Source organism: Prevotella sp. P4-67, from assembly GCF_002251325.1.
In the GTDB taxonomy this organism is placed as follows: domain Bacteria; phylum Bacteroidota; class Bacteroidia; order Bacteroidales; family Bacteroidaceae; genus Prevotella.
In genome coordinates this window covers 1-26,131 of sequence record NZ_NPJL01000004.1, presented here as the reverse complement: position 1 = coordinate 26,131, position 26,131 = coordinate 1, and the positions used below count along the sequence as shown (strand labels likewise).

Sequence of the window (26,131 nt, the reverse complement as noted above, 5' to 3'; positions counted from 1 at the left end):
TTTTCGGGGACGATTTTTGCTTTTTACTCTCACCACACATCGTAGACAGAACGCCTCGTAAACGCCCGATAATGACGCCTGACCACGCCGATAAAATGGAAATAACGGTAGTTTTTCAGTGCCCTCCGTGAAGGCAGGCTGCACCTCAAGAATAAAAATAAACAAGTTTATTTTGTATTCTCTTCGGTTTGCACTACCTTTGTAACATATTAAGATAACATGGAATATACGCTGAATATACGTGGACGCCTTATGGACCTTTCGCATCCGCAGGTCATGGGAATAATCAATGTGACGCCCGACAGCTTCTACGAGGGCAGCCGCAAGCAGACCGAGCGCGAGATAGCTATGCGCGCAGAGGAGATACTGGCCCAGGGCGGCAGCATGATAGACATCGGAGCCTTCTCGACCCGTCCGGGTGCCTATGAAGTGAGCGAAGAGGAAGAGGGACGGCGACTGCGCTGGGCTCTCAACATCGTGCGCCGCGAGGTTCCCGAAGCCGTGGTCTCGGTAGACACCTACCGTCCGGCACTCGCCCGTCGGTGCATCAACGACTGGGGTGCCGACATCATCAACGATGTGAGCGAAGGCGGTCTGACGGGCATCGTCAACACGCCGATACACGAAGCGGAAAACATGTTTGACATAGTGGGCGAACTGAAGTGCCCCTACATTCTCATGTCGGTCAAGCCCACGCTGAGGGAGATGATGAAAGCCTTTGCCGGAGAGATACAGCAGCTGCGCGACCGCGGCGCCAAGGACATCATACTCGACCCGGGATTTTGCTTCGGCAAGACCCTCGAGCAGAACTATGAACTCATGGCCGACATGGCCGCACTGCAGGCACTCCATCTGCCCGTTCTGGTGGGCATATCGCGCAAGTCGATGATATGGAAGCTCATCGGGGGCACTCCCGCCACAGCTCTGCCCGGCACCACAGCCCTCCACGCACTGGCGGTGGAACGCGGCGCCTCGATACTGCGCGTCCACGATGTGGCAGAGGCGGTGCAGACCGTGGCGGTGGTAGAGAAAATGAAGCAATCACTAACCAAAGAAGTTATATAACGTGTTTTTTGATTTTGGCATAAAAGACATAATCGACATCCTGCTGGTGGCGCTGTTGCTCTACAACATCTACCGGCTGATGAAGGAAAGCCGGTCGCTCAATGTGTTCATCGGCATCATGGTGTTTGTGGTGTTATGGCTCTTCGTGACCCATGTACTCGAGATGCGCCTGCTGGGAGCCATCATGGACAAACTGGTAAGCGTGGGTGTACTGGCCCTGCTCATCCTCTTCCAGGAAGAGATACGCAAGTTTCTGTACAGTCTGGGCGCCCATCAGCGGTTCAAAAACATCTTCCGCCTGTTCTACACCGCCACCAAGAAGGAGGATGAGGACAAGGAGGCCATCATGCCCATCGTGATGGCATGCATGAACCTGTCGCGCGGCAAGGTGGGCGCACTTATCGTCATCGAGCGCACCACCCCGCTGACCGATATCATGGAGACGGGCGATGTAATCAATGCCAACATCAACCAGCGGCTCATCGAAAACATCTTCTTCAAGAACTCGCCGCTGCACGACGGTGCCATGATTATCGCCCACCGCCGCATCCAGGCTGCGGGCTGCATCCTGCCCGTGAGCCACGACATGGACATCCCCAAGGAACTCGGTCTGCGCCATCGCGCCGCCATGGGCATCTCCCAGAGCTCTGACGCCATAGCCATCGTGGTGAGCGAAGAGACGGGCCGCATAGCCGTGGCCATCCGCGGCACTTTCAGACTGAGACTCTCTGCCGAGGAACTCGAGAGTATCCTCGCCCAGCAGCTGATAAGCTGAGGGCAGAGACAAAGAAAAAATAGATGCGTGCAAAGGGGTGATTATCAAAAAAAATTACTACTTTTGCAGCGGCTTAACGTGAACCGCTAAAACCATAAGGAACTAAGTTAAGAATAGATATAGAATAACTATGGATTTATTACAACAGATTGTAGCGCGCGCCAAAGCAGACAAGCAGCGCATCGTGCTTCCTGAAGCTGAAGAGGAACGCACTCTTAAGGCAGCCGACAAGGTATTGGCTGACGACATCGCAGACATCATTCTCATCGGCAACCCTGCCAACATCCACAAGCTCGCCAAAGAGTGGGGCTTGGAGAATATCGACAAGGCTACGATTGTGAATCCATCTGACAATCCCAAGAGCGAGGAATACGCCGCTCTGCTCGCCGAACTCCGCAAGAGCAAAGGCATGACTATCGAGCAGGCTCGCGAACTGGTGAAGAACAACCTGTACCTCGGTTGTATGATCATCAAGACCAACGGCGCCGACGGTCAGATTTCCGGCGCACTGAGTACCACTGGCGACACACTGCGTCCAGCTCTGCAGATAATCAAGTGCGCTCCCGGCATCTCATGCGTGAGTGGCGCTATGCTGCTCATCACTGACCAGAAGCAGTATGGCAAGGACGGCGTAGTAGTCATGGGCGACGTGGCTGTAACCCCCAACCCCACTGCCGACCAGCTGGCCCAGATAGCCTACACCACAGCCCAGACCGCCCACAGCGTGGCTGGCATCGAAGAGCCCCGCGTGGCTATGCTGAGCTTCTCGACCAAGGGCAGCGCCAAGGATGCCAAGGACAAGGCTACCGGCAAGAGCGTCTACATCATAGACAAGGTGATTGAGGCCACACAGATAGCCCACGACAAATATCCTGAACTCAAGGTAGACGGCGAGCTGCAGGCCGACGCCGCCCTCGTGCCCGCTGTGGCAGAGAAGAAGGCCAAGGATTCTGACATCGCCGGCAAGGCCAACGTGCTGGTAGTGCCCAACCTCGAGGTAGGCAACATCGGCTACAAGCTGGTACAGCGTCTGGGCGGAGCCATCGCCATCGGCCCCATCCTCCAGGGTATCGCACGCCCCGTCAATGACCTCAGCCGCGGCTGCTCGGTCGACGACATCTACTACATGGTCGCCATCACTGCCTGCCAGGCACAGGACGCCAAGAAAGCATAACCGTTAAAACAAGAAACAGACAATGATAGTATTAGTATTGAACTGTGGCAGCAGCTCCATCAAGTACAAGCTGTACAACATGGACGACGAGAGCGTGCTGGCACAGGGTGGCGCCGAGCGTATAGGCTTGGACAACGCCTTCGTGAAAGTGACACTCAAAGACGGCAGCAAGGAAAAGGTAATGCACGACATGCCCGACCACAAGGAAGGCGTGAAGTTTGTATTCAGCCTGCTGCTCGACCCTAAGTATGGTGCGCTGAAGAGCCTCGACCAGATTGACGCCGTAGGTCACCGCATCGTGCAGGGTGGCGACCTCTTTGAGAAGAGCTGCATCGTAACCAAGGAAGTAGAGGACGGTATCGAGAGCCTCTGCGACCTGGCTCCCGTTCACAATGCAGGCCATCTGCGTGGCATCCGTGCCGTCGACGCGCTCATGCCCCATACTCCCCAGGTGACTGTCTTCGACAACGCCTTCCATTCGACTATGCCCGCCTACGCTTATCTCTACGCCGTGCCCTACGAGCTGTACGAGAAGTACCACGTGCGCCGCTATGGCTTCCACGGAACCAGCCACCGCTATGTTTCTCAGCGCGTGTGCGAGTACCTGGGTGTGGATATCAAGAAGCAGCGTATCATCACCTGCCACATCGGCAACGGCGCCTCGATTGCAGCCGTTCAGTATGGCAAGGTAATCGACACCTCTATGGGTCTGACCCCATTGGCTGGTGTGATGATGGGGTCGCGCTCGGGCGACATCGACCCCTCTGCCGTAACCTATCTCATGGAGAAGCTGGGCAAGACTCCCCAGGAGATGGCAGAGTTCCTGAACAAGGAGAGTGGCGTGGCCGGCATCACCGGACTCAGCTCTGACATGCGCGAGGTAGAGGCTGCCGACAAGGCTGGCGACGAGCGTGCCCACCTGGCCCTCCAGATGTACAACTATCGCATCAAGAAGTATATCGGTGCCTACGCTGCTGCCATGAATGGCGTCGACATCATCGTGTGGACCGCCGGCGTCGGCGAGAACCAGGAAGGTGTGCGTTGGGACTCTTGCTCTGGCCTGGAGTACCTTGGCGTCAAGATGGACAAGGAGCGCAACCACTGCCGCGGCGTCGAGCAGGTTCTCTCTGCCGACGACTCCAAGGTCAAGGTGGTTATGATTCCTACCGACGAGGAAATCGTTATCGCACGCGACACCGTAGAGCTGGTGTCTAAGGCCAAGTAAAAAAGACTCGCAAGCAACACATGGCACCATCATGGTGCTGCATACACCAAAAGGAGAGCAATCCGTTCAACCTATAGGCTGAGGCGGATGGCTCTCCTCGTTTTATCCAAATTATCTGCCAATTACTCGGTTAACAGATAGAATGACCGCTGCGCCAGTTCGGTATGATTATATCCCTTGGCATCTTCATACTTGAGCAAGCCACATATACTAAATGCGGACACAAGCGACTGCATATCATAGACTCCTTCATATACTATTGGGTAACTTGGACGGTTCTCTGATTTGAAATTCATATTATCAATCTCCACCTTTAGTCCAGATACACTATAAGGAATCAACCTGAAATTCGAGAAAACAATATTGCCATTCTTGTTTTTATTTACCCGAACCTCGACCATCACATGGGCATCATAACCATCTATTTCCGAATAGACGATATACTTCATCTGCTTAGATCCATCGGCATTGGGCGACACCATAAAGGGCTTTAGAAACGCAGTCTCAGGATAAGAATCGTAATAGTTGGGGGCGTCCTTCAGTTGCTTTATCTGCTTCAAGTTCTCTTCAGATAGCAATCTCTTTATGCCGCTTACATAGGTGCTGATGCGTTCCTTTGTAAGATTGCGTTGCTTGAAGTAGTCATAATTCACCCAATAATACTTAGACAGCATAGCCAACGAGTCATACTGTGCATCGGTCACCTTGTTCTTAATCCATGCGGGCGGCAATTCTCCACGCTTAGTATGTGGCATATAACCAGGGACATGATTCTGCCCATAAGCCCAGCATAGTGCCATCAGCAACATGCTTATCAAAATCGTAATTTTTTTCATAATTATCAGCATTGAGGTTTGTTTTTTATAAATTGTTCGTATAAATCACAAGTCGAATAATCACTAACAGGGTATTTCCAATAATTATTATACTTCGGGGAGTTTGCCCAATTCGGTATAATCGAGCGATACGTTCTCCTCTACATAGGTGGTGACAGACGAGGCCTTGGCAGTTGTTAGCATATCGTTAGCGTTCTCGCTACAGGAAAACAAAAGCATCACATTAATAAAAAAGAATGGAATGCTGTAAAGAATAAACTTTTTCATGCTTTTCTTTTTTAGGGGTTTGACAATGGTGATGTTATCAATGAGCTTATGATATGTCGCAAATTTAATGGATTTTTCTGATAATGAGCAAATATTTTGTGTTAAAAAATCAACATATTATCAATAATCACATAATCGTTTGAAAATAAGCGAGCTGATTAACAAAAACATAACTAATAAAATTTGGTCAGACAAGATAGTCGACTTGTTCCGTAAAGCCATACATGAAAGGAACTCGAACCCTTCCGCAATAATCCCCAAGGCATCGTGGACAGAACGTTTGGACTATCTGCTTAAAATAAATATCGGCAACCTCGGCAAAAAGTTTGAGACATTCAAAAAGGGATTGATAAAGTGCCGTGACCACATCTTCAACTTTCTTGAAGACCCACTAATACCATCAGGGAATAACGGAAGTGAACACGGAATACGCAAGTTGAAAATCAAACTGAAAAACTCCTGTACATTCCGCATCGGTTTAGGAGCAGACGCTTTTCTCGAATTACATTCAATTATCGAAACAGCAAAGAAACACGACAAAACACCATTCAAGCCTTATTCGGGGCTTGAAGACTTGCCATGGTCCTAACGCTGGATAGTTACTCTCGGGCACAGTAATCACAAAAGTTGTTAACAATCAAGCCCGATAATAAACTTTTTTCCATCAAAATCATCAATATAATAACAAAACCAGCCAAAATAAAGGTAAAAAGAAACAGCAAGATGATTATGAACAGGAACTTCAAACTATTCATGGTGGCGTTGCTCCTTGTGACGGCGCCTGCGGTGACCCACGCTAAAGAGTGGACGCTCAAGGACTGCATCGACTATGCCCTTGCCAACAACATCGCGCTTCAGAAGACGCGGCTCGCCAAGGCCAGCGCCAACGAGGACTACCTCCAGTCCAAAGCCGCGTTGCTCCCCTCGCTCAGCGCCAGTACCAGCCACAATGTCAACTACACGCCCTGGATGGCCAGCGGTATCAGCGGCGACGGTTTCTCCAGAGCCAGCGTCGACAAGGTCTACTACAACGGCACTTACTCGGTCTCGGGCAACTACACCCTCTGGAACGGCAACAAAAATCATAATCAAGTCAAGCTCAACAAGCTCGCTACAGAGGCAGCCCAACTCGACTCAGCCACGCAGGCACTGAAGTTGCAGGAACAGATAGCCCAACTCTATGTGCAGATACTCTACTCCACCGAAGCCGTCAGGGTAAACGAGGAGAGCTGTGCCTCGAGCAGACAGAACGAAGAGCGCGGCAAGGAGATGGTGAGCATCGGCAAGATGAGCCAAGCCGACCTCGCCCAGCTCACTGCCCAGCGCGCGCAGGACGAGTACAACGTGGTGCAGGCGCAGAGCAACGTGAAGAACTTCAAGCGCCAGCTCAAGGAACTCCTGCAGATTACCAGCGACGAGGAATTCGACATCGCCACCCCCGCCACTACCGATGACATGGCACTCGACGCCATCCCTGCGCTCAACGGTGTCTACGCCGCCGCTCTCGACAGCCGCCCCGAATTCAAGACTTACCAGAACCAGCTGGCACAAAACGAGCTGAGCATCAAGATTGCCAAGGCTGGCAAGCTGCCCACCATCAGCGCCAACGCAGGCATCTCGACCAACAACACATCGATGAACGACAACGCCCTGGCCCGCCAGCTGAAGACCAACTTCAACATGGGCGCCGGCATAGGCATCAGCATCCCACTCTTCGAGAACCGCACCACCAAGACACAGGTCAACAAGGCGATTATACAGCGCGAGAGCATCCAGCTTGACCTCAAAAACGAGCAGACATCACTCTATTCGACCATCGAGAACTACTGGTTACAGGCGTCAACCAACCAGAGCCAATACAAGGCAGCCAAAGCCAGCAGCGAGAGTGCCCAGACCAGCTACAACCTGTTGAGCGAGCAGTTCAGGCTGGGCCTCAAGAACATCGTCGAGCTGCGCACTGGCAAAGACAATCTGCTCGCAGCCAAGCAGAACGAGCTCCAGGCCAAATATCTCACCATCCTCAACGTCAATATGCTCAAGTTCTACAGAGACGGACGCCTTTAGAGCCGTCTTGCCAACGCTTATTGACATCACAACGCACAACAACAAATAGACATACACGATTATGAAGAAACTGAGAATCAGCAAAATCTGGATTGCCGTCATCGTGGTGGCAGTCATCAGCATTGCTGCCTGGGCACTCTCCGGCGGCAAGGAGAAGGAGGAAATCAACTTCAAGCAAGACCAAGTGGCGCTGAAGACGCTGCAGAACAGCGTGACCGCCACGGGCACCATCGAGGCTGTAACCTCTGTCACCGTGGGTACGCAGGTGAGCGGCATCGTCAGCAAGCTCTATGTAGACTACAATACTCAGGTCAAGAAGGGACAGGTGATTGCCGAGCTCGACAAGACCAATCTCATGAGCGAACTCAACATCGCCAAAGCCAACCTCGCCAGTGCCCAGAGCACCCTCAAGTACCAGACCGCCAACATGGAACGCTACCAGACGCTCTTCAAGAAGGGACTGGTGAGCGCCGATGAGTACGAGAACGCAATGCTCACCTACCGTCAGGCCAAGGAGCAGACAGCCTCGTCGAGAGAGAGCGTACAGAGAGCGCAGACCAATCTGGGTTACGCCACCATCACCTCGCCCATCGACGGCACCGTGATTTCCAAGAGCGTGGAGGAAGGCCAGACCGTGGCTGCCAGCTTCAACACCCCCGAGCTCTTCACCATCGCCAAGGACCTGACCAATATGCAGGTGGTAGCCAATGTCGATGAGGCCGACATAGGCGGCGTCAAGGAGGGCGACCGCGTCACCTTCACCGTCGACGCCTACCCCGACGATACCTTCGAGGGCGAGGTCAAGCAGGTGAGACTCGAGCCTACCACCACCAACAATGTGGTGACCTACGAGGTGGTCATCTCTGCCCCCAACGCCGACCTCAAGCTCAAGCCCGGACTCACCGCCAACGTCACCATCTTCACCCAGGAGCGCGCCGGAGTTCTCGCTGTGCCCAACAAGGCTCTCCGCTTCACTCCCACCAAGGAGACCGTGGGCAAGGACATGAAGATTGTCGACTGCAAGGGCAAGAACAAGGTATGGACGCTCAGCGACAAGGTGCTCACCGCCCACCCCGTCACCATCGGCCAGACCGACGGCATGAACACCGAAATCACCAAGGGTCTGAAGCAGGGCGACAGGATTGTGACCGAGATTGTGGTCAACACCCCCGATGCCGACGAGGCTCCGCAGCAGAGCCAGGGACTCATCTCAGGCCCCGGCCCAAGAAAGAAGAAGTAAGCCAAGGACAGGATAACCATATACAGAAAGGACTATTATGGCTGATACAACCAACAACGACAACCGCCGAGTCGTGATAGAACTCGACCACGTGCGCCGCGACTTCCAGGTGGGCGACGAGACTGTGCACGCCCTCAAGGGAGTGAGCTTCAAGATCTACGAGGGCGAGTTTGTCACCATCATGGGCAAGTCGGGCTCGGGCAAGTCCACCCTGCTCAACCAGCTTGGCTGCCTCGACACGCCGTCGAGCGGCGAATACTACCTCGACGGTGTGAGCGTGCGCACCATGAGCCGCAACGACCGCGCCATCCTGCGCAACCGCAAGATAGGGTTCATCTTCCAGAACTACAACCTGCTCCCCAAGACCACCAGCGTGGAGAATGTCGAGCTGCCGCTCATGTACAACCCCGCTATGGGTGCCGACGAGCGCAAGGAGCGTGCCATCGCCGCCCTCGAGGCCGTAGGACTGGGCGAGCGACTCTACCACAAGAGCAACCAGATGTCGGGCGGACAGATGCAGCGCGTAGCCATAGCCCGCGCGCTGATCAACAACCCCGCCGTAATCCTCGCCGACGAAGCCACGGGCAACCTCGACACGCGCACCAGCTTCGAGATACTCGTGCTCTTCCAGAAGCTCTACGCCGAGGGGCGCACCATCATCTTCGTGACCCACAACCCCGACATCGCCCGCTACTCGAGCCGCAACATCGAGCTGCGCGACGGCCACATCATCAGCGACACCCCCAACGAGCACATACTCTCTGCCGCCGAGGGGCTGGCTGCGCTGCCTATGTCCACCGACGAGTAGCCCCCAGGTGACACTCACCCACAACAAGACCATCACACACCAAACAGAAGGATATGAATTATCAGAATCTATTCAAGATAGCCCTGCGCGCCATAGGCGCCAACAAGATGCGCTCCTTCCTCACCACCCTGGGCATCATCATCGGCATCGCCGCCGTCATCACCATGCTCGCCATAGGTCAGGGCAGCAAGGCCAGCATCAAGGCCAACATCGCCGAGATGGGCAGCAACATGATTATGATATCGCCCGGAGCCGACATGAGGGGCGGCGTGAGACAGGATGCCTCATCCATGGAGACGCTCAAGCAGGCCGACTACGAGAGCATCAAGGAAGACTGCAACTACATCAGCGCCATCTCGCCCACGGTCAACAGCGCGGGGCAGTGGATTTACGGCAACAACAATACCCAAAGCTCCATCTACGGCGTCAATCAGGACTACCTCAGTATACGCCAGCTCAAGGTCGCCGACGGTGAGATGTTCACCGACGCCGATATCAAGGCGGCAGCCAAGGTCTGCATCCTCGGCCAGACAGTGGTCGATTACCTCTTCCCCGATGGCAGCGACCCCATCGGCAAGGTAGTCCGCTTCAACAGCATCCCCTTCCGCGTCGTTGGGGTACTGCAGAAGAAAGGCTACAACAGCATGGGAATGGACCAGGACGACCTGGTGCTTGCCCCCTACACCACCGTCATGAAGCGCATCATGGCCCAGACCTACCTCGGAGGCATCGTCTGCTCGGCCATCACCGAAGAGGCGTCCGAGCCCGCCCAGAACCAGATTACCGACATCCTGCGCCGCAACCACAAGCTCAAGGATGCCACCGACACCACCGAGGCCGACGATGACGACTTCAACATACGCTCGCAGGAGGAAATCTCGAGCATGATGAACTCCACCATGTCTACCATCACCATCCTCCTGGGCAGCGTCGCCGGCATCTCGCTGCTCGTGGGCGGCATCGGCATCATGAACATCATGTATGTCTCGGTCACCGAGCGCACCCGCGAGATAGGACTCCGCATGAGTGTGGGCGCCCGAGGCATCGACATCCTCAACCAGTTTCTCATCGAGGCCATACTCCTTTCGGTGACAGGAGGCATCATCGGAGTCATACTGGGAGTGACCCTCTCGCTATGCCTCAACACCTTCCTCCACATCGCCACGCAGATAGAGCCGTGGAGCATCATCATGAGCTTCGCCGTATGCACCCTCACCGGCGTCTTCTTCGGCTGGTATCCCGCCAAGAAGGCAGCCCGTCTCGACCCCATCGAGGCCATACGCTACGAATAATGTCACCCTCACCACGGGAGCCATCACTCTCAGAGCTAAAAAAAGCAGCGCCGTCACTGGCGCTGCTTTTTTGGTGGTTATAGGACTATCGGTACCATGAGTTTCAGACACACGTTGCGACCCATATTGTAGACGCCGCGGCGCCCGGTCAGGGGGTTGGTGTCGAGATACTTCAACCGGCTCAGATGGTTCTGGTAGACACGGTCGGTGAGGTTCTCGCCCGCGAGGGCGAGGGTGCAGATGCGCCGCCCACGGCTCTTGATGTCGGCACCGGCATAGAGATTGAGCAGCGTATACGACGGTGTGGGAGTCTCGGTGTCGTTGGCGGTATAGCAGTGGTTCTGCCGCAGATTGCAGTCGGCCTCGACCTTGACATAGAGGTGGTCTACCCAGCGGCTATTGCATATCAACTCGTATCTCACATCGGCTCTCCAGCGCGGCGCAGGGGTAAACGGCAGATACCGCGACTCTGCCGGCTGATGCAGCTGCACCGAGTTGACATAAGAGAAGGCGTTGCCGATGTGCAGGCGCTCCACGGGGTGCACGTCGACACTCACCTCGCCGCCCAGGATGCGGGCGTCGCCCGAGCTAAACTGGTAGACAGGCGTGCCGTCGATGACCACGGGGCGCTGCTGAGCGTCGGCCATACGCCGGCTGTATACATAGTGGTCTATGCTATTGGCAAACAGCGCCACCTCTGCCGACACCAGCGTCGACGAATAGGTCATGCCGAGGTCCATCTGCCAACTCTGCTCCGCACCCAGCGCCTGGTTGCCCAGTTCGTATCGGCTCGTGCCCTCGTGCACGCCGTTGGCAGAGAGCTCGCTGATGTTGGGCGCACGGAAACCACGTGCCAGATTGAGCTTGAGCTGCAGTCCGTCGGCCACCTCATAGGCCATGCCCACGCTGCCGCTCACGCCGTCGAAGCCGCGCCTGAGTTCCTTGAAGCGCCAGCCCCCGTCGGCCTCAGCATCGGCGAGGGCGTCGCTGTGCAGATGACGGTGGTCCACTCTCACGCCGCCACTCAGACTGATGCGGCCCATCTCCCGGCTCACCGTGGCAAACACGCCGTAGTCGAAGAGCCTGTAGGCGGGTATCAGAAACTCCTCTCCCCGGTTGAGCGACCGTTGCCACATGCCGTTGATGCCCGTAGAGAATTTCCATCCGCCCCTCTCGGGCGAGAGGTAGTGCAGATCGTAGTTGACGGTATGGAGCATGAAGTCGAGGCCACACTCCTGGGGATGCTCCTCGTCCTCAAACTCCTGCCGGCGGTTGTGCTGGTAGCCCAGGAGCAGCCTTATGTTGCCCTCGCCCACCATCCATGAGTTGTCTGCCACCGCCTTGTAGTGGTGTATCTGCTGATACGGCATGGGCTTGCCATAGCTCTTGGGGTCGTAGCCTTGAGGCACCTCCAGCGCGCCAGTGTGCGGGTCGCGCTCGCCCTCCACGATGCCGGGCGTGAGGTGATAGTAGCTCAGCGTGAGATGCGTGTGGCCCTGGCGGTAGTTGCATCCGAGCAGCTGGCTTAACGACTGCTCGCGCAGGGACGACCCGTAGACATAGCCGTCATAGGCGTTCTTGTAGGCATGGGCCATCTTGCCGCTGTAGCGCGTGTCCCACACCATAGCCCCCTTGTGTCCGGCAAAGTCGAGCGAGTAGTCCAGCAGCCCGCTGTTGGTCTGATAGCCAGTGGCGACATTGGCGCTCATGTCGCCAGCCATCGGCACGGGTGAGCGATGGAAGATGATGACGCCCGCCATAGCGTCAGAACCATACATGAGGCTGGCAGGCCCCTTGAGTATCTCTACCGAGTGTACCGAGTGAGGGTCTATCTCCACGCCGTGCTCGTCGCCCCACTGCTGGCCCTCCTGCCTGATGCCGTCGTCGACCACCACCACGCGGTTGTAGCCCAGTCCGCGTATCACCGGTTTGGAGATACCGCTGCCGGTGGTAATCTGCGCCACGCCGGGCTGGCGGGCTATGGCGTCGATGATGTTGGTGGCGGGCTGCATGGCCAGCTGGCGGGGCGAGATGAGGGTTACGGGAGCGGGCGACTGGCTGAGTCGCTGGCTGCCGGTGAGCCCGGTCACCACCACCTCGCCGAGCTTCACGGTGGTCTCGGTCAGGGGCAGATGGCGTGTAGTGTCTTGCGGCTCGTTTATAGCCATAGCCGGGGCTGTGGCCGACGCGCACAGGGCGGTCAGCCATATCGTTGTCTGTATTGTGTTCATTTTGTTTCTACTTATTATGTGTATCGACGACCGTTGCGCCAGGGCGCGGGCATGCCTGTCGTGCCCCGCCGCTGCTGCGGTGGTCATCATCTGTGATGGTCTGGGGTGGCGCCGTGGTCATGGATAGCGGCTCGTATCATTTGATACGTGGGCTCGTTTCGTAAGGCACGTGAGTTCGTAACATAAGGCACGCGTCCACGTATCATCCGTCACGAACCGGCAGCAGGGCTTGCGGCGCCGCCAGAGATGACTCCGACAACAGGCAAGACAATGCGCCGCGACCGCTATAGACGACCACGAAAGGCTGGGAAAAAATGGCTGCAACGGCTGTTACAGTCCAGAGACATAATAAGGAGGTGCTCGGGCTGGGCTGGCGGCGTGGGCGCGGCGCATACAGGGGGCTGCGGCCACACGGCGCAACATGCAGAACGGCACGGCAATGACCGCGCACGTGAGCAGGAGTGGTGGAAGATAGGGTATACTCTGCAACTGGCAGAGCACACAGGCATGCAGGGCGGGCTGGAAAGCCACCAGGTGGCCGTCGTGATGTACATTGCGGGCGCAGTCTTCACAGTAGAAGGCAGCATCGGCCTCCTGCACGCCATCATGGCGGTGCAGCGTGACGGCCAGCAGCATGGGCACATAGACCAACAGCAGCAGCCATGAAGAGCGCAGACGCTTGTAATTGGTATCCTGCATACGACTGCAAAGTTAATCATTTGCTGCCTAAGTCAAAGGCAAATCTCCTGATTTCTATCTACTGTTAATCTTTTTTTGCAGATGCCCACGCCGCCGTCGGCGGTCTATCGACTGCAGCTGATGATGTCGGCAGCCTTGTCCTTGTCGCTGTCGAAGGTGAAGAGGCGGTAGATGGTGGCAGCGTTCTGCACATCCACGATGCGCGACGCCATCAGTCCGAGCACCTTGAGCCGCTCGTCGCTGAAGGAGAAGAGCTTCATCAGTTCGGCGGTCTGCTGGCAGGTGAAGCAGCAGCCCAGACACGCCACCTCTATCAGGTCGTACTTGGTAGAGTCAAAGCCCGCACGCTGTATCTTGCCCCGCAGTATGCCAAACGAGGATTCGTCGAGGCTGGCGTCGTAGTAGTCGGGCACTATGGGGCACCCCACCTCGCCACCGCGACGGGGCTCGCGGCTGCCTGGCGCCCCGCTCTCATAGACGGGCACCAGCTGCGAGTCGTAGGAGACTACGCGTCCGCTGAGGTCAAAGCCTATGAGGGTTCTACGTACATTGCCCGAGAGCGATACGCCGCTGCGGTATTCCCATCGGTCGCCCGAGGCATCGAAGCTGGTCAACTTGGGCTTGCCGAGTATGGCCTCTACCTGCTGTTTGGTCATCCCGCGCTCTACGGTCTTGCTGTTCTTGGCGAGTGCAGACTGGCATACTGCCAGCATCATCAGTGTTGTGGCGATTAGCGCCAACCATTCATTTCTCTTCATGGGTCTCTATGTGTTTATGGATGTGATTGTATCTATCTTATGCCTGCAAAGTTAGCACATCTGCACGCAGCAGCCGAGACATAATCCCTAAAGGTGGCGGGGGAATTCCCTAAAGATGCAGAGGGATTGACCCGCTGCCGCCAGCGGCACCAAGCAGCGAAGTCAACCTGGCGCTGACGGTCGCCGCTGCAAGAGAGGTGGAACTATCATCTGCCTCCAAGCCGCTACTGACTCAATAGCGGCGATGTTATTGGTCATGGTGGTAGGCCGCATGATTATCAAAAAGTTGACAAAAGCCTTGGTAATATGGAAATAGAATCATATTTTTGCAAATTGATGAAGTGTGTAACGTTATAAACAAGAAGATAATGGCAATAGAATTAAAGACAATACCTGTCCTTCATGATGAGGCTGCAGCTCGCTTCGTTGAAGCTGCTGATGAGGCATTGCAAAAGCGTGGCTCCATTGACTTCTCCAAACAGTTAGCCAAAGCCCGAGCTATATTAAAGCGTTCTAAACTGTATATTTAACATGTTAGAACGATGTGATTTCATGGAACTTACAGAGGAAGTCTTGCAGCAATGCAATGGCTTCACTTGTAAGGATGCTGACATTACAGAGTTCTCACCCATGACTATGCCGACTACACCTATCAGTTGTTAGGAAAATCATATTGCTTTGTCAAACCGGACACATCTGAAATCGTCTGTGCTTTCACAGTCGCCAATTCAAGTGTAAAGGTTGCTTCTCTTCCTTCTGGCCTTAGAAACAAACTAAATAGAAAGATACCCAATGCCAAGCGCAGTCCCCAATATCCCGCTGTATTGGTCGGCCAATTGGCTGTAAGCGACTTGTTTAGTGGCCATCATATTGGAGACGAGTTGTTAGACTTCATCAAATCATGGTTTATCGACCCATTAAATAAAACGGGATGCCGTTATGTCATCGTAGATGCCGTCAACCATCCCAAGGTATTTGACTATTATCAGCGAAACGGTTTCAAGTTTCTGTTCTCCTCTGATGAGGAAGAATGGGTATTCTTACATAACAAGGGCCATGAGCCAACCGCTCCTGTAGAACCTATGAGAACGCGGCTCATGTATTTTGATTTGATTTATCTACGTACATAATAATAAGGTAAAGACATTGCCCCCATCGGGCGCACCGAAAGAAAGACTACTCAAGGGCATCACTACATTGTAGGCAGTAATGAAATCCATACGGATGCGTTACTGCCTAAAATTATTTTATACCTATTTCCACCTATGTATCATGTGCATCGAGTTCTCGTCAATGGAGACGCAACCCACCACAACCCTGACCATTACCGCTTCGACTCCTACTTAAGAAGAAGCATGGACTATGGGCGTAGCGACAGCCTTGCAAAAAGCAAACGGCAACGCACTGGGCGCTGCCGTTTGTTCGGGAGTCCTGTCTACAGGATAGAAATATGTAGAGGGGCGTGGGTTAGTCGAGCTCTTCGTCAGCCTCGTAGCCACCCATCTCCCGGATGGCGTTCTTGAGCATGGTGTGCTGCTGGTAGAGGTTGTTGACGGGCTCTTCGCCACGGGTATAGTCGTGCATGGGCGCTTTGAGGAAGAAACTCAGGAAGCGCTGGATGCCATAGCGTCCGGCACGGGCGGCGAGGTCGCTCAGCAGCGCCAGGTCGAGCAACAGCGGAGCGGCGAGGATGGAGTCGCGGCAGAGGAAGTTGATCTTGATCTGCATGGGATAACCCATCCATCCGAATATATCTATATTGTCCCATCCCTCCTTGTTGTCATTGCGCGGCGGATAGTAGTTGATACGCACCTTGTGATAATACTGCGTGTCCTCGTCGTTGCCATGTCCGTAGAGGTCGGGCTGGTCGGTGGGCTTGAGGATGGTCTCGAGGGTAGAGAGCTTGCTCACCTCCTTGGTGTGGAAGTTGGCGGGCTCGTCGAGCACCAGTCCGTCGCGGTTGCCGAGGATGTTGGTCGAGAACCAGCCACTCAGTCCGAGGCAGCGCGTACCGATGATAGGCGCAAAGCCACTCTTGACGAGCGTCTGTCCGGTCTTGAAATCCTTGCCGGCAATGGGCATGTGGGTCTGCTCAGCCAGCTGCCACATGGCGGGTATGTCGACCGTGGTATTGGGGGCGCCCATGATGAAGGGGGCACCCTCTGCCAGCGCTGCATAGGCGTAGCACATAGAGGGAGCGATGTACTGGCGGTCGTCGGCCTTCATGGCAGCCTCAAGGGCTTCGAGGGTGCCATGCACCTGCATGTCGACAGGCACATAGATTTCGGTGGAAGCCGCCCAGAGCACCACGATGCGCGCACAGCCATGCTTGCGCTTGAAGTCGCGTATGTCCTGACGCAGCGCCTCGACCATCTCCCATCGCGTGTGGCATGGCTTGACATTGTCGCCATCGAGCCGCTTGGCATAGTTGCGGTCAAAGGCTGCCGGCATGGGCACCACCTGCTCCAACTCGTCGCGCACGGGCAGGATGTCCTTCTCCTGGAGCACCTGGGCATACATGGCTGCCTGGAAGGCATTCTGGGGATAGACATCCCAGGTGCCGAAGACGATGTCGTCGAGCTGCGCCAGCGGCACGATGTCTGAATAATGGAGATACTGGCTGTCGGAGCCGCGTCCCACGCGTATCCGGTCGTACTGGGTCATCGACCCTATGGGCTTGGCGAGACCTCGGCGGGTCATAAACACACCTGTCATGAAGGTGGTGGACACGGCGCCACAACCTACAAGCATAATTCCCAACTTGCCATCGGCTGGGAGAACATTGGTTTTTCTCATACTACACAATTAAGTTACACCGCAGAGCAGCCATAAGGGCTGGCGCTGCACGATAATTCATAATACACTCGCTGCAAATGTAGAGAAAGTTGGGTGAAGGGCAATGCCTCGGATGTGTTTTTTATGAAAAACGTGGCTGTTTTTCACATTTTTTGCGAGTTCAGGACTACCCGTCAGCCAACTATCACTGGCAACGGGCACACAGACAGCCCCCACTCGGGCGGACGACAAGGCGGCAGAGACAGAGGCGGAACCACGATTTGTCATGAAAAACAAAGGATTTATGGCTTTACTCTTGCTCTTTTTGCGATTTATTGCGAACTTTGCAGTCTACAAATAACTTACTACATAAGCAATAAAAGAGATGAAGACCACAACCCTCGCCCTGATGAGAAGCGCCGTACTGGCGCTGCTCGCTACCATTGTGTCTACAACCATAGCCACCAAAGCACAGACCCCGACCGGGAAAAACCGGCTGAGGGTGGCGTCGTACAACATACAGCACGGTATGGGTATGGACGGGCGCCTGGACTATCTGCGCACAGCCCGGGTGCTCGAGAAAATCAATGCCGACGTGGTGGCGGTGCAGGAGGTGGACAGCATGACACGCCGCACGGGTCACACCTATGCCCTGGGCGAGATAGCCGACGCGATGCGCTACTATGCCTCGTATGCCGCGGCCATAGACTTCGACGGCGGCCGATACGGCATAGGCATCCTCTCGCGACAGCGTCCGCTGCGGATAGAGCGTAGGGCACTGCCCGGACGCGAGGAAGCACGCGCCATCATCGTGGCAGAGTTCAAGGACTACGTGTTTGCCGCCACCCACCTGTCGCTGACCGAGGAAGACCGCATGGCGTCGCTCGCCATCATCACAGAGATGGCACGGGCGAGCCGCAAGCCCTTCATCATAGCCGGCGACATGAACGCCGAGCCAGGGTCTACATTCATCGGCGAGCTGGAGAAAGACTTCCATATCTGCAGCAAGAACGCCAAGTCGTGGCCCGCAGACTCTCCGCAAGCCTGTCTGGACTATATCGCCGCATACAAGAGCTATGGCGACGTGAAGCGGCCGGGAGCCGACGACGAGTGGGCCAACTACCGCCCCTATGTGGGCGAACCAGCGGTGACGCTCAATGCGCAGGTGGTCAACACGCAGGCGTCGGACCACCGCCCCATCTACGCCGACATCGTACTGCCCACGCCCACAGCGCAGCTGCTCACCGCACAGCCCTATCTGCAACTGGCTACAAGGACATCGATGAACGTGATGTTCCAGACCAACTGCGTGGGCCACTGCTGGATAGAATACGGCACCGACACGCTCAACACCCGTAGGGCTCGCGCTCTGATGGACGGCCAGGAGGTGTGCTATGACATCGAAAACAACATAAAGCTCGACCATCTGCAGCCCGGCACCCGCTACTACTACCGCGTGTGAGTGCAGGAAATCCTGCACAAGAGCGCCTATGCCAACCACTTCGGCGGCGACACGCTGCGCACGAGGTTCTACTCGTTCCGCACTCCTGGCGATGACGGCGACTTCGGCTGCCTCGTCTTCAACGACCTGCACGACCAGAGCAAGACCTACGGCAGGCTGAGAGAGCTGGCCAAGGACGAGGACTATGACTTCGTGATATTCAACGGCGACTGTCTGCCCGAACCGCGCAACCGCAACCACGCCATCGACATGATACACCGTCTGGCCGATGGCAAGAAGTTCGGCAAGACCGAAAGCGGAAACGTATGGCTTGACCGCAACCGTACCACTCCCTATGCCTTCTATCAGTTCTGGCTCAACGTCAGTGATGATGATGCCGAGAAGTATATCAAGATATTTACCTCGCTCGACCGCGAAACAATCGAGGCATTGGTGGCAGAGCATCGTCAGGATCCCGGTCGCCGTGTACTGCAGAAGCGTCTGGCCGAGGAAGTGACCACGATGGTTCACTCGCACGAAGACCTCGAGATGGCAATGGCTGCATCCAATATCCTCTTCGGCAAAGCCACCAACGAGCAATTGCGCCAACTCGACGAAGCCACGCTGCTCGATGTTTTCGCCGGCGTTCCGCACTTCACGCTGTCCAAAGACAAACTGAACCAGCCTGCCGTGGAAATCTTTACCTGCGACGAGGCCAAAGTGTTCGCAAGCAAGGGTGAGATGCGCAAGCTCGTACAGGGCGGTGGCGTATCGCTGAACAAGGAGAAACTTGCCACATTCGACCAGATGGTCACAGCCGATGACCTCATCGACGGCAAGTACCTGCTCGTACAGCGTGGCAAGAAAAACTATTATCTGATCACCGTTGTGTGACATCCGAATATCTGCCTCGACACAGGGCAGGCATCATCCTGTCCTGACACGCATACAAATCCAAAATCCGTGCACGCCGTTGCACAGATTTTGGATTTTTTTAGGTTTTGAGACCATGAGCCATGTCAAAACCGTTTCCTATGATAACGAGTCGATTCATTTTCGTCCATTCTTAGTTATATGCCACACCACCATATTTTTGACTAACATAGTTGTAAATGGTATCTCGGTAGTAGTTTATACTTTCTTCGCTATAACTCTCTGGAAGTTCCTGCCACAAAACATCACGTATGGTAATGATAAGAGTAGCACGAGTCGTTGGCTTGTCAAATGGATGATCCATTCCTGCCAACTGTTCCTTTATTTTAGCAAGCAACTCTATGGCTACATCCTTCAGCTTTTTGACTTCGGTCTTTGACAGATTGTCTTTCAATAGGAGGTCATAGAGCGAGAGCTCTTCATCACTCTTGAATCCTTCTCGTACATAACGCTTCTCTTCTTCGCTGAGAGATTGAGACAGATGCATCAACTCTTCGAAGGTTTTCTCTATCGTTGCGCGATTCTGCTCTTGGTTATATGCCTGAATAATCTCTTGGTACTTCTCGTAGAAGTTGATTCTTGATGGATTATCTGCCAGCAGACGGGCCAGACGTTCTTGAAGCAGGTCTTGAATGTCTCTTAGTACGAGGTTCTTGTCTTCACGCCTGGCAAACTCTCTTCGCAATAAATCGAAGTCGATGCCGCTGATGTCAAACCTCCGACCACTACCATCAGCAGCCATCATAGCATTGGAATCTATTTCAAGATGTTCATTGACAATATCATTGATTGCTACACTCAGGTCTGTGATGTCCGCGTGCTTACGCTTTTTCTGTAATTCCTTGTAGATGGCTTCCAGAGCATCTTTCTTTTTGCGCATATCTTCGGTTATATCTTCACGATCGAGATATTTCCAAAGTTTGAGCAAGGTAGTCGCAAATGTGCAGAACGACTTACGGGTTTCAATCTTATCACAAAGTTGGTTTGCTGCCTTCTTCAGAAAGGATAGCTTCTCAAACGACATGGCCTCAATGAGTTCCTGCAATTCAAAACCTTTTTCATGCAGGAATGTTTCCGCTGTCGCAATGATTTCCCAAACATTCTTTATCAGTTCTTCCTTATTGACTGTAGGGTCGTTGCCGCCGTCTCCGCCATCAGGATTAGCTGTATAGTCAGCCAGCGCCTGGCGGAGTGCTTTCACAATACCTATATAGTCAATCACAAGACCATTCGACTTACCTTCTGCCACACGGTTTGCACGGGCTATGGTCTGCATCAAGGTGTGCGCCTTCATGGGTTTGTCAATATAAAGGCATGACAGCGTTTTTACGTCAAAACCTGTCAGCCACATGGCGCAGACAAAGACCACCCGCAGTTTGCCGTCGGCATCCTTGAATTCCTTGTCCAACTCCCTTTTCTCCATCTTCTCACGATGTGGAGTGATATCAAGTCGCCATTTCTTGAATGTCTGTATCTCGTTCTGCTCCTGCGATACAACAACTGCCATTTCGGTTTCTTCCATCCATTGCAGCTTACGCTTCATCTCCTGAACTTCCTGTTGCCATGGATCTTGCTCAATACGTTTGCGTAGAGCCTTTATCTCTTTTTGCCAATACTCCTGCACGTAGTTATACATGCGGACGCAAGTTACCTTGTTGAAGCTTACCATCATGGCCTTACCACTCGTCCACAAGTCGCTATAATGGCGCACAAAGTCCTGTGCCACTACTCGCAGTCGTTTCTCAGCGGTCAACAAATGTACTTCCTGTGCAAACTCACGCTCTAGTTTAGCTTGCTGTGAAGGATCCAAGTCCTCTTCATCCAATCTGGCAGCAATCTCTGCATTGATTTCCGGATTCTTCAGTTCCTGTAGCTTCTCACCACGATTCTCGTAATAAAGAGGCACGGTTGCTTTATCCTCCACGGCACGCTTGAAGTCATAGACCGAAACATACTGCCCGAAGGTACGTGCTGTGATATTGTCATCCCTGAGCAAAGGTGTACCAGTGAAGCCGATACGGTTTGCCGTTGGCAGCATGTGCATGAGGTTGTCGGCAAAGACACCATTCTGGGTACGATGGGCTTCATCACTCATCACAATGATGTCATGGTCAGGATAGATAGGCTCGGCATCTGCCTTGTTAAACTTCTGTATCAATGAGAAAATGAACGAAGGGTTGCCTTGCAGTTTCTGCCGTAGGTCATCACCGCTATGGGCGATGAACTGCTTGGCTTTCAATCCGCCCAACAGTCCGCAATTCTCGAAGGTGTCACTTATCTGTTTGTTCAATTCGTCGCGGTCGGTCAGTACAACTATCGTTGGTGAGCCTTCAAACTTACGTCTTATCTTCTGAGCCAGGAATACCATCGAATAACTCTTGCCAGAGCCTTGGGTGTGCCAGAACACACCCAGTTTACCTTTCATCGCCTCACGATGGCGATACATTTCCACTGCTTGGTTCACCCCGAGGTATTGGTGGTTACGTGCCAGAATCTTCACCGTCGAACCACCGCTATGGTCGAAGAGAATAAAGTTTTCAAGCAAATCCAGCAGGTTCTCCTTCTTGCAGATGCCGCGGAGCATCGTTGGCAGTTCGATGTTGCCATGGTCCAATTCCGTCAGTCGTTTCCACTCATGAAAGAACTCCCACTTTGACCCTACCGTACCCACACGGCTCTCCATGCCATTGCTAAGCATGATCATGGCATTGTGGTGGAACAGGTGAGGGATGGTATCAAGGTAGTCGCGATAGTTGTCGGTATAAGCATTCTGTATGTCCTGGTCATGATTCTTCAGTTCGATGAATATAAGCGGAATACCATTCACGAAGCACACCACATCTGTCCTACGCTTGTGGATAGGTCCCTTTATCCAAAGTTCTCTAACGGCAATAAACTCGTTGTTATCGACATTGGCAAAATCCATGACGCGGGCACGTACCTGTTCTGTCTCGCCATTAGGTTTCAGGCGAGTGACAGGCACACCATCACGCAAATAACCATACTTCTCCTCGTTGATCTGCATCAGCGTCTGCGAGCTCATGTAGCTGGTCATGCGCTCGATGGCTTCCGTCAACTGCTTGTCGGTCATCCAAGGGTTGAGACGTTTCAAAGCCATACGGAGATGGCGCATCAGCACCACCTCGCTTTGAGTCTTACGTCCAAGTGTTCCTTGTTCGCCAAGCACCTCATTGTCGAAAGCATACACAGATTTCCAACCAAGTTCTTGTTCCAGCAACTCGGCTGTCGATTTCTGTATCAGTTGATCTTCGCTATAGTCTTTTGCCATAATGAAACTATACTTTTATCTCTTTATGAAGTTCACTTAATTCTTTTTGAAGCGAAAAATCGTTTTGAAGAAGTTGCGTTTCTCGAATCTTCATGAATTGATGATTCATTTGCAATTGTTTCAACTTTATCTCCAATTCTTTATGGTCATTGGTAGTTGTTTGTAATTTGTCTTGAATAACTTTGATTTCAAACTCCAAATTTCTGATAGCCACAGCATTGTAAAATGCTTCTATTCGATACAGTGAAAGATGTTCACTGCTAGTCATTCGACTGTTTTCTCGCATCACTCTTGTCAATAGTTTGGTAGACTGATTGCTCGACCTAATTGAAAAGAAGGTCAATATCGCAGAGGCAATAATGCTGAGAACTGCAATGGTAATTGTTATAAATTCGTAAGTATTCATATCTATTTATTTTGTCTATACTGCTATCTCGCCGCTCATCAGTTTGGGAAGCAGACGGTCGCGCGCTTCGGTTAGGAAGCGGATTTGAGATTGGAGAGTAATAATACCTAATATATAGTTTGAAACTGTTCTTTCAAAATCATCCAACCATTTCTTCTCAGGAATAAGAATCTTCATTTCACCAATTCTTATTGGACTCACATTTTGTTGAGCAGCTCCATTCGCCAAATTATTGACCTCAATAAACATATCCCTGCTTCTAAATAGACAATATGTATATGCTTTATATGCAGATTTGAGTTTTGCAACTCGTTGGTTCAGTAAATAATTTTTGCCATTAACAATGCAGACTCTGCCAACATTGCCAGTAAGTGAAAGCAGGATATCACCATCTTCAAGGATACAGTGTTTGGGCATCTTTTCCGGAATAGATGCTATTTTACTAACATTTTCTCCGTCAAATGCACCATCCTTTACATTTTTGATTGTCACGATTTTGTATATGCCATCTTCCATAAATGCAGAACTCTTGAAGGCATAACCACTTTGCAATTCTATAATTGTTTTAACAGGCTTCTTCTCCCATCCCTCTGGCACGCCATCGACAATCTTGGTGTTTTCGTGTCCGGGGAAGTGGAGGTCAACGAACCATTCCTTATAAAGCCGCTGCGCCGCTTCCTCCAATAGCTTTATCTGCTTCTGATAGTTCTCTATCAAAGAGTCGTAGCGAGAGAGAATGTTGGCGATTGTACATCTCTGAAAGTATGGGGCACTCACAAGGGAATGATGTGACAAGCGGCTATCAGGATATGTATCCTCTTGAAATCCGATTCCGTAACAATAGTAAGTTGCTTAACATCAAAAAGGAAGAAGAACCTATCGACATTGATAGTCTTACTCCTGAACAGATGAAGGAAATGCTAAAGAAGATGATGGGACAACAATAAAAATCGCAATTCGTTGTGATTTTTACATGTTTTTATGGCAATTCATAGTAAATTATACCCAAAATCGCATTTTATTGAGAATTTGCGTCTTTGTTTGAAAAGAATTGCTTATCTTTGCACCGAAATCGCAATATATTGAGATTATGACACAGCAGGAAATAGGGAATGTCATCAAGGAAAGGCGGAAAAAATTGGGTATCAACCAACAAACATTGGCTGACCTGGCTAGTGTAGCTGTTAATACCGTTGTAGCGATTGAACGAGGCGAGGGTAATCCTCAGCTCGCCACCTTGCTCACAATACTCGATACTTTGGGTCTGCAAATAGACATTAACATCAAGCAACTTGACTATGAGACAGTGTAAGGTTTATGTTCATGACATGGAGGCTGGCATATTGCAAGAGACGGATGCCAGGGAATATGTGTTCACTTATGGTAAGGACTACCACGGCGAGCCAGTTTGCTTGGCAATGCCCGTAAGAAAAGAGCCTTACCGTTCCAACCATCTCTTTCCTTATTTTTATAACATGTTGTCTGAAGGCTCCAATCGCCAGGTGCAATCCATGTTGCATCATATCGATGAAAACGATGATTTTGGTATCATGCTTGCAACAGCAGGGCACGATACCATCGGAGCCGTAACCATTAAACCGATGTGAATATGATAGAGGTCAATGTTTGCCCTTCCACCTTGCAGGAAGGCTTTACCACCTATTCTCCTGTAGCCCGAAAACTATTGTTTGACGGGAAGGAGGTTTTTCATGTGTTGGATTTTGACAGCCCCAACAATGACAGTGCCGACAATGAAGCCTATCTGAAGAATGTAGGACGAATCTCGCTTTCTGGCGTTCAGCCCAAGGCGAGTTTGGTGCTGGATAGTGAGGGACATTTGGTAAAGCCAGTCGAAGGTGAACGTGGAACATACATCTTGAAACCGGCTCCTTCATCCTATGCTTTGCTTGACCGCAAGTATTGTCCAGCCAATGAACATCTGACGATGCAGTTGGCTTCTCAAGTCTATCACATTGAGACTGCCGCTAATGGCATTTGTTTTTTCCAAGATGGTGAAGCAGCCTATCTTTGCCGACGTTTCGATGTCGGACCAGATGGACAGAAGTACAGTCAGGAAGATTTCGCCTCGCTGGCAGGACTTACCAATGCCAATGGTGGCAGTGATTACAAATATAGTAATTTGAGCTACGAGGAGTGTGCCGACATCATCCGCAAATACGTCAAGGCTGCTCCCGTTGAAATCCTAAAGTTCTTCCGCATCGTTGTCTTCAACTATCTTACCCTCAACGATGACGCGCATCTGAAAAATTTCTCACTCATCAACCGAGGTGACGGAGAATACCACCTCACCCCTGCCTACGACCTCATCAATACCAGTCTACATTTAAGCATGCCACGCATCTTCGCTCTTGATAAAGGATTGTTCAAAGAAGGCATGCAACTATCCGATACAAGAAGTGTTGCCCGTAAGGACTTCGAGGAGTTTGGTCATCGCATTGGTATGACTGTAAGATTGGTGAAACGGGAATTGGATTTCTTTGCTAAGGAACATCCGTTGGCCAAAGAATTGATCAACCGTTCCTTCCTGTCAGACCCATTAAAACGCAGCTACTGGCTTTCGTACAACTATCGACGTGCAACGTTGGGATTTAAATGATGCGATTACACTTTTCCAAGGTGTTTTTGCCTCTTTTTATACATTTTTCCAAGATTTACATAAGAATGTCCGAATGACTACTTGTTATCAGTAATTCATTTGGGCATTTATCCCAAATCGGTCATTAGGATTTCTCTGTGTCGTACGGCAAAGAGAAATCCTTTAATTTTTCCCATATAGATAAGAATGATTGTCGTGTTTTTAGTGATCTAGCCAAATATAGGATGTGCTTGTCT

General features: G+C 52.5%; 25 protein-coding genes and 1 pseudogene. 18 read left to right on the top strand and 8 right to left on the bottom strand.

The genetic code is table 11. The features are described from left to right. The first annotated feature begins 219 nt into the window (after positions 1-219). The 4 genes from folP (at position 220) to CIK92_RS00310 (ending at position 4,239) form a co-directional block, all read left to right on the top strand. Positions 220-1,065 carry a dihydropteroate synthase gene (folP, locus tag CIK92_RS00325; RefSeq protein WP_094387770.1) on the top strand — a complete coding sequence of 282 codons (846 nt, stop codon included), beginning with the start codon at positions 220-222 and terminating at the stop codon, positions 1,063-1,065. A 1-nt stretch (position 1,066) separates the two neighbouring features. Further along, the gene (gene cdaA, locus CIK92_RS00320) at positions 1,067-1,840 is read left to right on the top strand and encodes a diadenylate cyclase CdaA (protein WP_022310698.1); all 774 of its coding nucleotides are present in this window, start codon (positions 1,067-1,069) and stop codon (positions 1,838-1,840) included. Positions 1,841-1,970: 130 nt separating this feature from the next. Further along, positions 1,971-3,014 carry a phosphate acetyltransferase gene (gene pta, locus CIK92_RS00315; RefSeq protein WP_094385523.1) on the top strand — a complete coding sequence of 348 codons (1,044 nt, stop codon included), beginning with the start codon at positions 1,971-1,973 and terminating at the stop codon, positions 3,012-3,014. Between the two features lie 22 nt (positions 3,015-3,036). Continuing rightward, positions 3,037-4,239: an acetate kinase gene (locus tag CIK92_RS00310; protein WP_094387769.1), complete on the top strand. Its 1,203-nt coding sequence runs from the start codon at positions 3,037-3,039 to the stop codon at positions 4,237-4,239. Positions 4,240-4,361: 122 nt separating this feature from the next. Here CIK92_RS00310 and CIK92_RS00305 read toward each other — a convergent pair whose 3' ends face one another. Further along, positions 4,362-5,075, bottom strand: coding sequence for a hypothetical protein (locus CIK92_RS00305; protein ID WP_144289275.1), 714 nt, complete (start codon positions 5,073-5,075; stop codon positions 4,362-4,364). Positions 5,076-5,481: 406 nt separating this feature from the next. Here CIK92_RS00305 and CIK92_RS00295 point away from each other — a divergent pair, with 406 nt between their 5' ends. The 5 genes from CIK92_RS00295 to CIK92_RS00275 all read left to right on the top strand — a co-directional run bounded on the left by CIK92_RS00295 (position 5,482) and on the right by CIK92_RS00275 (position 10,746). Next, the gene (locus CIK92_RS00295; protein ID WP_094385529.1) at positions 5,482-5,931 is read left to right on the top strand and encodes a hypothetical protein; all 450 of its coding nucleotides are present in this window, start codon (positions 5,482-5,484) and stop codon (positions 5,929-5,931) included. Positions 5,932-6,071: 140 nt separating this feature from the next. Next, complete coding sequence (locus CIK92_RS00290; protein WP_094387772.1) at positions 6,072-7,406, top strand: TolC family protein; 1,335 nt, start codon at positions 6,072-6,074, stop codon at positions 7,404-7,406. Positions 7,407-7,467: 61 nt separating this feature from the next. Then, the gene (locus CIK92_RS00285; protein ID WP_094387767.1) at positions 7,468-8,646 is read left to right on the top strand and encodes an efflux RND transporter periplasmic adaptor subunit; all 1,179 of its coding nucleotides are present in this window, start codon (positions 7,468-7,470) and stop codon (positions 8,644-8,646) included. A gap of 37 nt (positions 8,647-8,683) precedes the next feature. After that, positions 8,684-9,454, top strand: coding sequence for an ABC transporter ATP-binding protein (locus tag CIK92_RS00280; protein WP_094387766.1), 771 nt, complete (start codon positions 8,684-8,686; stop codon positions 9,452-9,454). 53 nt (positions 9,455-9,507) lie between these two features. Further along, positions 9,508-10,746 carry an ABC transporter permease gene (locus CIK92_RS00275; protein WP_094387765.1) on the top strand — a complete coding sequence of 413 codons (1,239 nt, stop codon included), beginning with the start codon at positions 9,508-9,510 and terminating at the stop codon, positions 10,744-10,746. 77 nt (positions 10,747-10,823) lie between these two features. Here the strand turns inward: CIK92_RS00275 and CIK92_RS00270 are convergent, their stop codons facing one another. Next, complete coding sequence (locus CIK92_RS00270; RefSeq protein WP_094387764.1) at positions 10,824-12,977, bottom strand: TonB-dependent receptor; 2,154 nt, start codon at positions 12,975-12,977, stop codon at positions 10,824-10,826. A 1-nt stretch (position 12,978) separates the two neighbouring features. On the opposite strand from CIK92_RS00270, the gene CIK92_RS14160 reads away from it, so the two are divergent. Continuing rightward, a complete protein-coding gene (locus CIK92_RS14160) occupies positions 12,979-13,104 on the top strand; it encodes a hypothetical protein (RefSeq protein ID WP_256387321.1) in 126 nt (41 codons plus the stop codon). Between the two features lie 203 nt (positions 13,105-13,307). Here CIK92_RS14160 and CIK92_RS00265 read toward each other — a convergent pair whose 3' ends face one another. Further along, positions 13,308-13,676 (bottom strand): hypothetical protein, encoded by a 369-nt coding sequence (locus CIK92_RS00265; RefSeq protein WP_094387763.1) that lies wholly within the window; start codon positions 13,674-13,676, stop codon positions 13,308-13,310. A 104-nt stretch (positions 13,677-13,780) separates the two neighbouring features. Continuing rightward, positions 13,781-14,434 (bottom strand): DUF4476 domain-containing protein, encoded by a 654-nt coding sequence (locus tag CIK92_RS00260; RefSeq protein WP_094387762.1) that lies wholly within the window; start codon positions 14,432-14,434, stop codon positions 13,781-13,783. A gap of 368 nt (positions 14,435-14,802) precedes the next feature. On the opposite strand from CIK92_RS00260, the gene CIK92_RS13875 reads away from it, so the two are divergent. Continuing rightward, complete coding sequence (locus CIK92_RS13875; protein WP_173823781.1) at positions 14,803-14,964, top strand: hypothetical protein; 162 nt, start codon at positions 14,803-14,805, stop codon at positions 14,962-14,964. A 126-nt stretch (positions 14,965-15,090) separates the two neighbouring features. Further along, complete coding sequence (locus tag CIK92_RS00250; RefSeq protein ID WP_254045966.1) at positions 15,091-15,564, top strand: N-acetyltransferase; 474 nt, start codon at positions 15,091-15,093, stop codon at positions 15,562-15,564. A gap of 337 nt (positions 15,565-15,901) precedes the next feature. Here CIK92_RS00250 and CIK92_RS00245 read toward each other — a convergent pair whose 3' ends face one another. Further along, positions 15,902-17,230, bottom strand: coding sequence for an inositol-3-phosphate synthase (locus CIK92_RS00245; RefSeq protein ID WP_094387760.1), 1,329 nt, complete (start codon positions 17,228-17,230; stop codon positions 15,902-15,904). A 364-nt stretch (positions 17,231-17,594) separates the two neighbouring features. Here CIK92_RS00245 and CIK92_RS00240 point away from each other — a divergent pair, with 364 nt between their 5' ends. Both CIK92_RS00240 and tyrS read left to right on the top strand, forming a co-directional pair. Next, positions 17,595-18,671, top strand: coding sequence for an endonuclease/exonuclease/phosphatase family protein (locus tag CIK92_RS00240; RefSeq protein WP_094387759.1), 1,077 nt, complete (start codon positions 17,595-17,597; stop codon positions 18,669-18,671). 264 nt (positions 18,672-18,935) lie between these two features. Next, positions 18,936-19,544: pseudogene (gene tyrS / locus CIK92_RS00235) on the top strand (tyrosine--tRNA ligase); the annotation flags it as partial. Positions 19,545-19,716: 172 nt separating this feature from the next. On the opposite strand, the gene CIK92_RS00230 reads toward tyrS, so the two are convergent. Genes CIK92_RS00230 through CIK92_RS00220 form a run of 3 tightly spaced genes read right to left on the bottom strand, consistent with a single transcriptional unit; the run spans position 19,717 to position 23,995 of the window. Continuing rightward, positions 19,717-22,872, bottom strand: coding sequence for a type I restriction endonuclease subunit R (locus CIK92_RS00230; protein WP_094387758.1), 3,156 nt, complete (start codon positions 22,870-22,872; stop codon positions 19,717-19,719). A 7-nt stretch (positions 22,873-22,879) separates the two neighbouring features. Next, a complete protein-coding gene (locus CIK92_RS00225; protein ID WP_144289274.1) occupies positions 22,880-23,278 on the bottom strand; it encodes a hypothetical protein in 399 nt (132 codons plus the stop codon). Positions 23,279-23,293: 15 nt separating this feature from the next. Continuing rightward, complete coding sequence (locus tag CIK92_RS00220) at positions 23,294-23,995, bottom strand: restriction endonuclease subunit S (RefSeq protein WP_158214691.1); 702 nt, start codon at positions 23,993-23,995, stop codon at positions 23,294-23,296. A 47-nt stretch (positions 23,996-24,042) separates the two neighbouring features. Between CIK92_RS00220 and CIK92_RS00215 the strand changes: the two genes are divergently transcribed. The 4 genes from CIK92_RS00215 to CIK92_RS00200 all read left to right on the top strand — a co-directional run bounded on the left by CIK92_RS00215 (position 24,043) and on the right by CIK92_RS00200 (position 25,895). Next, a complete protein-coding gene (locus CIK92_RS00215; RefSeq protein ID WP_216822207.1) occupies positions 24,043-24,225 on the top strand; it encodes a hypothetical protein in 183 nt (60 codons plus the stop codon). 143 nt (positions 24,226-24,368) lie between these two features. After that, positions 24,369-24,590: a helix-turn-helix domain-containing protein gene (locus CIK92_RS00210; protein WP_094387771.1), complete on the top strand. Its 222-nt coding sequence runs from the start codon at positions 24,369-24,371 to the stop codon at positions 24,588-24,590. Beyond that, positions 24,577-24,885: a HipA N-terminal domain-containing protein gene (locus CIK92_RS00205; protein WP_094387755.1), complete on the top strand. Its 309-nt coding sequence runs from the start codon at positions 24,577-24,579 to the stop codon at positions 24,883-24,885. The genes CIK92_RS00210 and CIK92_RS00205 overlap by 14 nt, the downstream gene beginning before the upstream one ends. A gap of 2 nt (positions 24,886-24,887) precedes the next feature. Then, the gene (locus CIK92_RS00200) at positions 24,888-25,895 is read left to right on the top strand and encodes a HipA domain-containing protein (RefSeq protein ID WP_094387754.1); all 1,008 of its coding nucleotides are present in this window, start codon (positions 24,888-24,890) and stop codon (positions 25,893-25,895) included. Positions 25,896-26,131: the final 236 nt, after the last annotated feature.

What these genes read in the sequence shown, in the direction of transcription:
- folP (WP_094387770.1), top strand. Translation starts at nt 220, where the DNA reads ATGGAATATACGCTGAATATACGTGGACGCCTTATGGACCTTTCGCAT.
- pta (WP_094385523.1), top strand. Translation starts at nt 1,971, where the DNA reads ATGGATTTATTACAACAGATTGTAGCGCGCGCCAAAGCAGACAAGCAG.
- CIK92_RS00310 (WP_094387769.1), top strand. Translation starts at nt 3,037, where the DNA reads ATGATAGTATTAGTATTGAACTGTGGCAGCAGCTCCATCAAGTACAAG.
- CIK92_RS00305 (WP_144289275.1), bottom strand. Translation starts at nt 5,075, where the DNA reads ATGAAAAAAATTACGATTTTGATAAGCATGTTGCTGATGGCACTATGC.
- CIK92_RS00290 (WP_094387772.1), top strand. Translation starts at nt 6,072, where the DNA reads ATGAACAGGAACTTCAAACTATTCATGGTGGCGTTGCTCCTTGTGACG.
- CIK92_RS00285 (WP_094387767.1), top strand. Translation starts at nt 7,468, where the DNA reads ATGAAGAAACTGAGAATCAGCAAAATCTGGATTGCCGTCATCGTGGTG.
- CIK92_RS00280 (WP_094387766.1), top strand. Translation starts at nt 8,684, where the DNA reads ATGGCTGATACAACCAACAACGACAACCGCCGAGTCGTGATAGAACTC.
- CIK92_RS00275 (WP_094387765.1), top strand. Translation starts at nt 9,508, where the DNA reads ATGAATTATCAGAATCTATTCAAGATAGCCCTGCGCGCCATAGGCGCC.
- CIK92_RS00270 (WP_094387764.1), bottom strand. Translation starts at nt 12,977, where the DNA reads ATGAACACAATACAGACAACGATATGGCTGACCGCCCTGTGCGCGTCG.
- CIK92_RS00265 (WP_094387763.1), bottom strand. Translation starts at nt 13,676, where the DNA reads ATGCAGGATACCAATTACAAGCGTCTGCGCTCTTCATGGCTGCTGCTG.
- CIK92_RS00260 (WP_094387762.1), bottom strand. Translation starts at nt 14,434, where the DNA reads ATGAAGAGAAATGAATGGTTGGCGCTAATCGCCACAACACTGATGATG.
- CIK92_RS13875 (WP_173823781.1), top strand. Translation starts at nt 14,803, where the DNA reads ATGGCAATAGAATTAAAGACAATACCTGTCCTTCATGATGAGGCTGCA.
- CIK92_RS00245 (WP_094387760.1), bottom strand. Translation starts at nt 17,230, where the DNA reads ATGAGAAAAACCAATGTTCTCCCAGCCGATGGCAAGTTGGGAATTATG.
- CIK92_RS00240 (WP_094387759.1), top strand. Translation starts at nt 17,595, where the DNA reads ATGAAGACCACAACCCTCGCCCTGATGAGAAGCGCCGTACTGGCGCTG.
- CIK92_RS00230 (WP_094387758.1), bottom strand. Translation starts at nt 22,872, where the DNA reads ATGGCAAAAGACTATAGCGAAGATCAACTGATACAGAAATCGACAGCC.
- CIK92_RS00225 (WP_144289274.1), bottom strand. Translation starts at nt 23,278, where the DNA reads ATGAATACTTACGAATTTATAACAATTACCATTGCAGTTCTCAGCATT.
- CIK92_RS00215 (WP_216822207.1), top strand. Translation starts at nt 24,043, where the DNA reads ATGGGGCACTCACAAGGGAATGATGTGACAAGCGGCTATCAGGATATG.
- CIK92_RS00210 (WP_094387771.1), top strand. Translation starts at nt 24,369, where the DNA reads ATGACACAGCAGGAAATAGGGAATGTCATCAAGGAAAGGCGGAAAAAA.
- CIK92_RS00205 (WP_094387755.1), top strand. Translation starts at nt 24,577, where the DNA reads ATGAGACAGTGTAAGGTTTATGTTCATGACATGGAGGCTGGCATATTG.
- CIK92_RS00200 (WP_094387754.1), top strand. Translation starts at nt 24,888, where the DNA reads ATGATAGAGGTCAATGTTTGCCCTTCCACCTTGCAGGAAGGCTTTACC.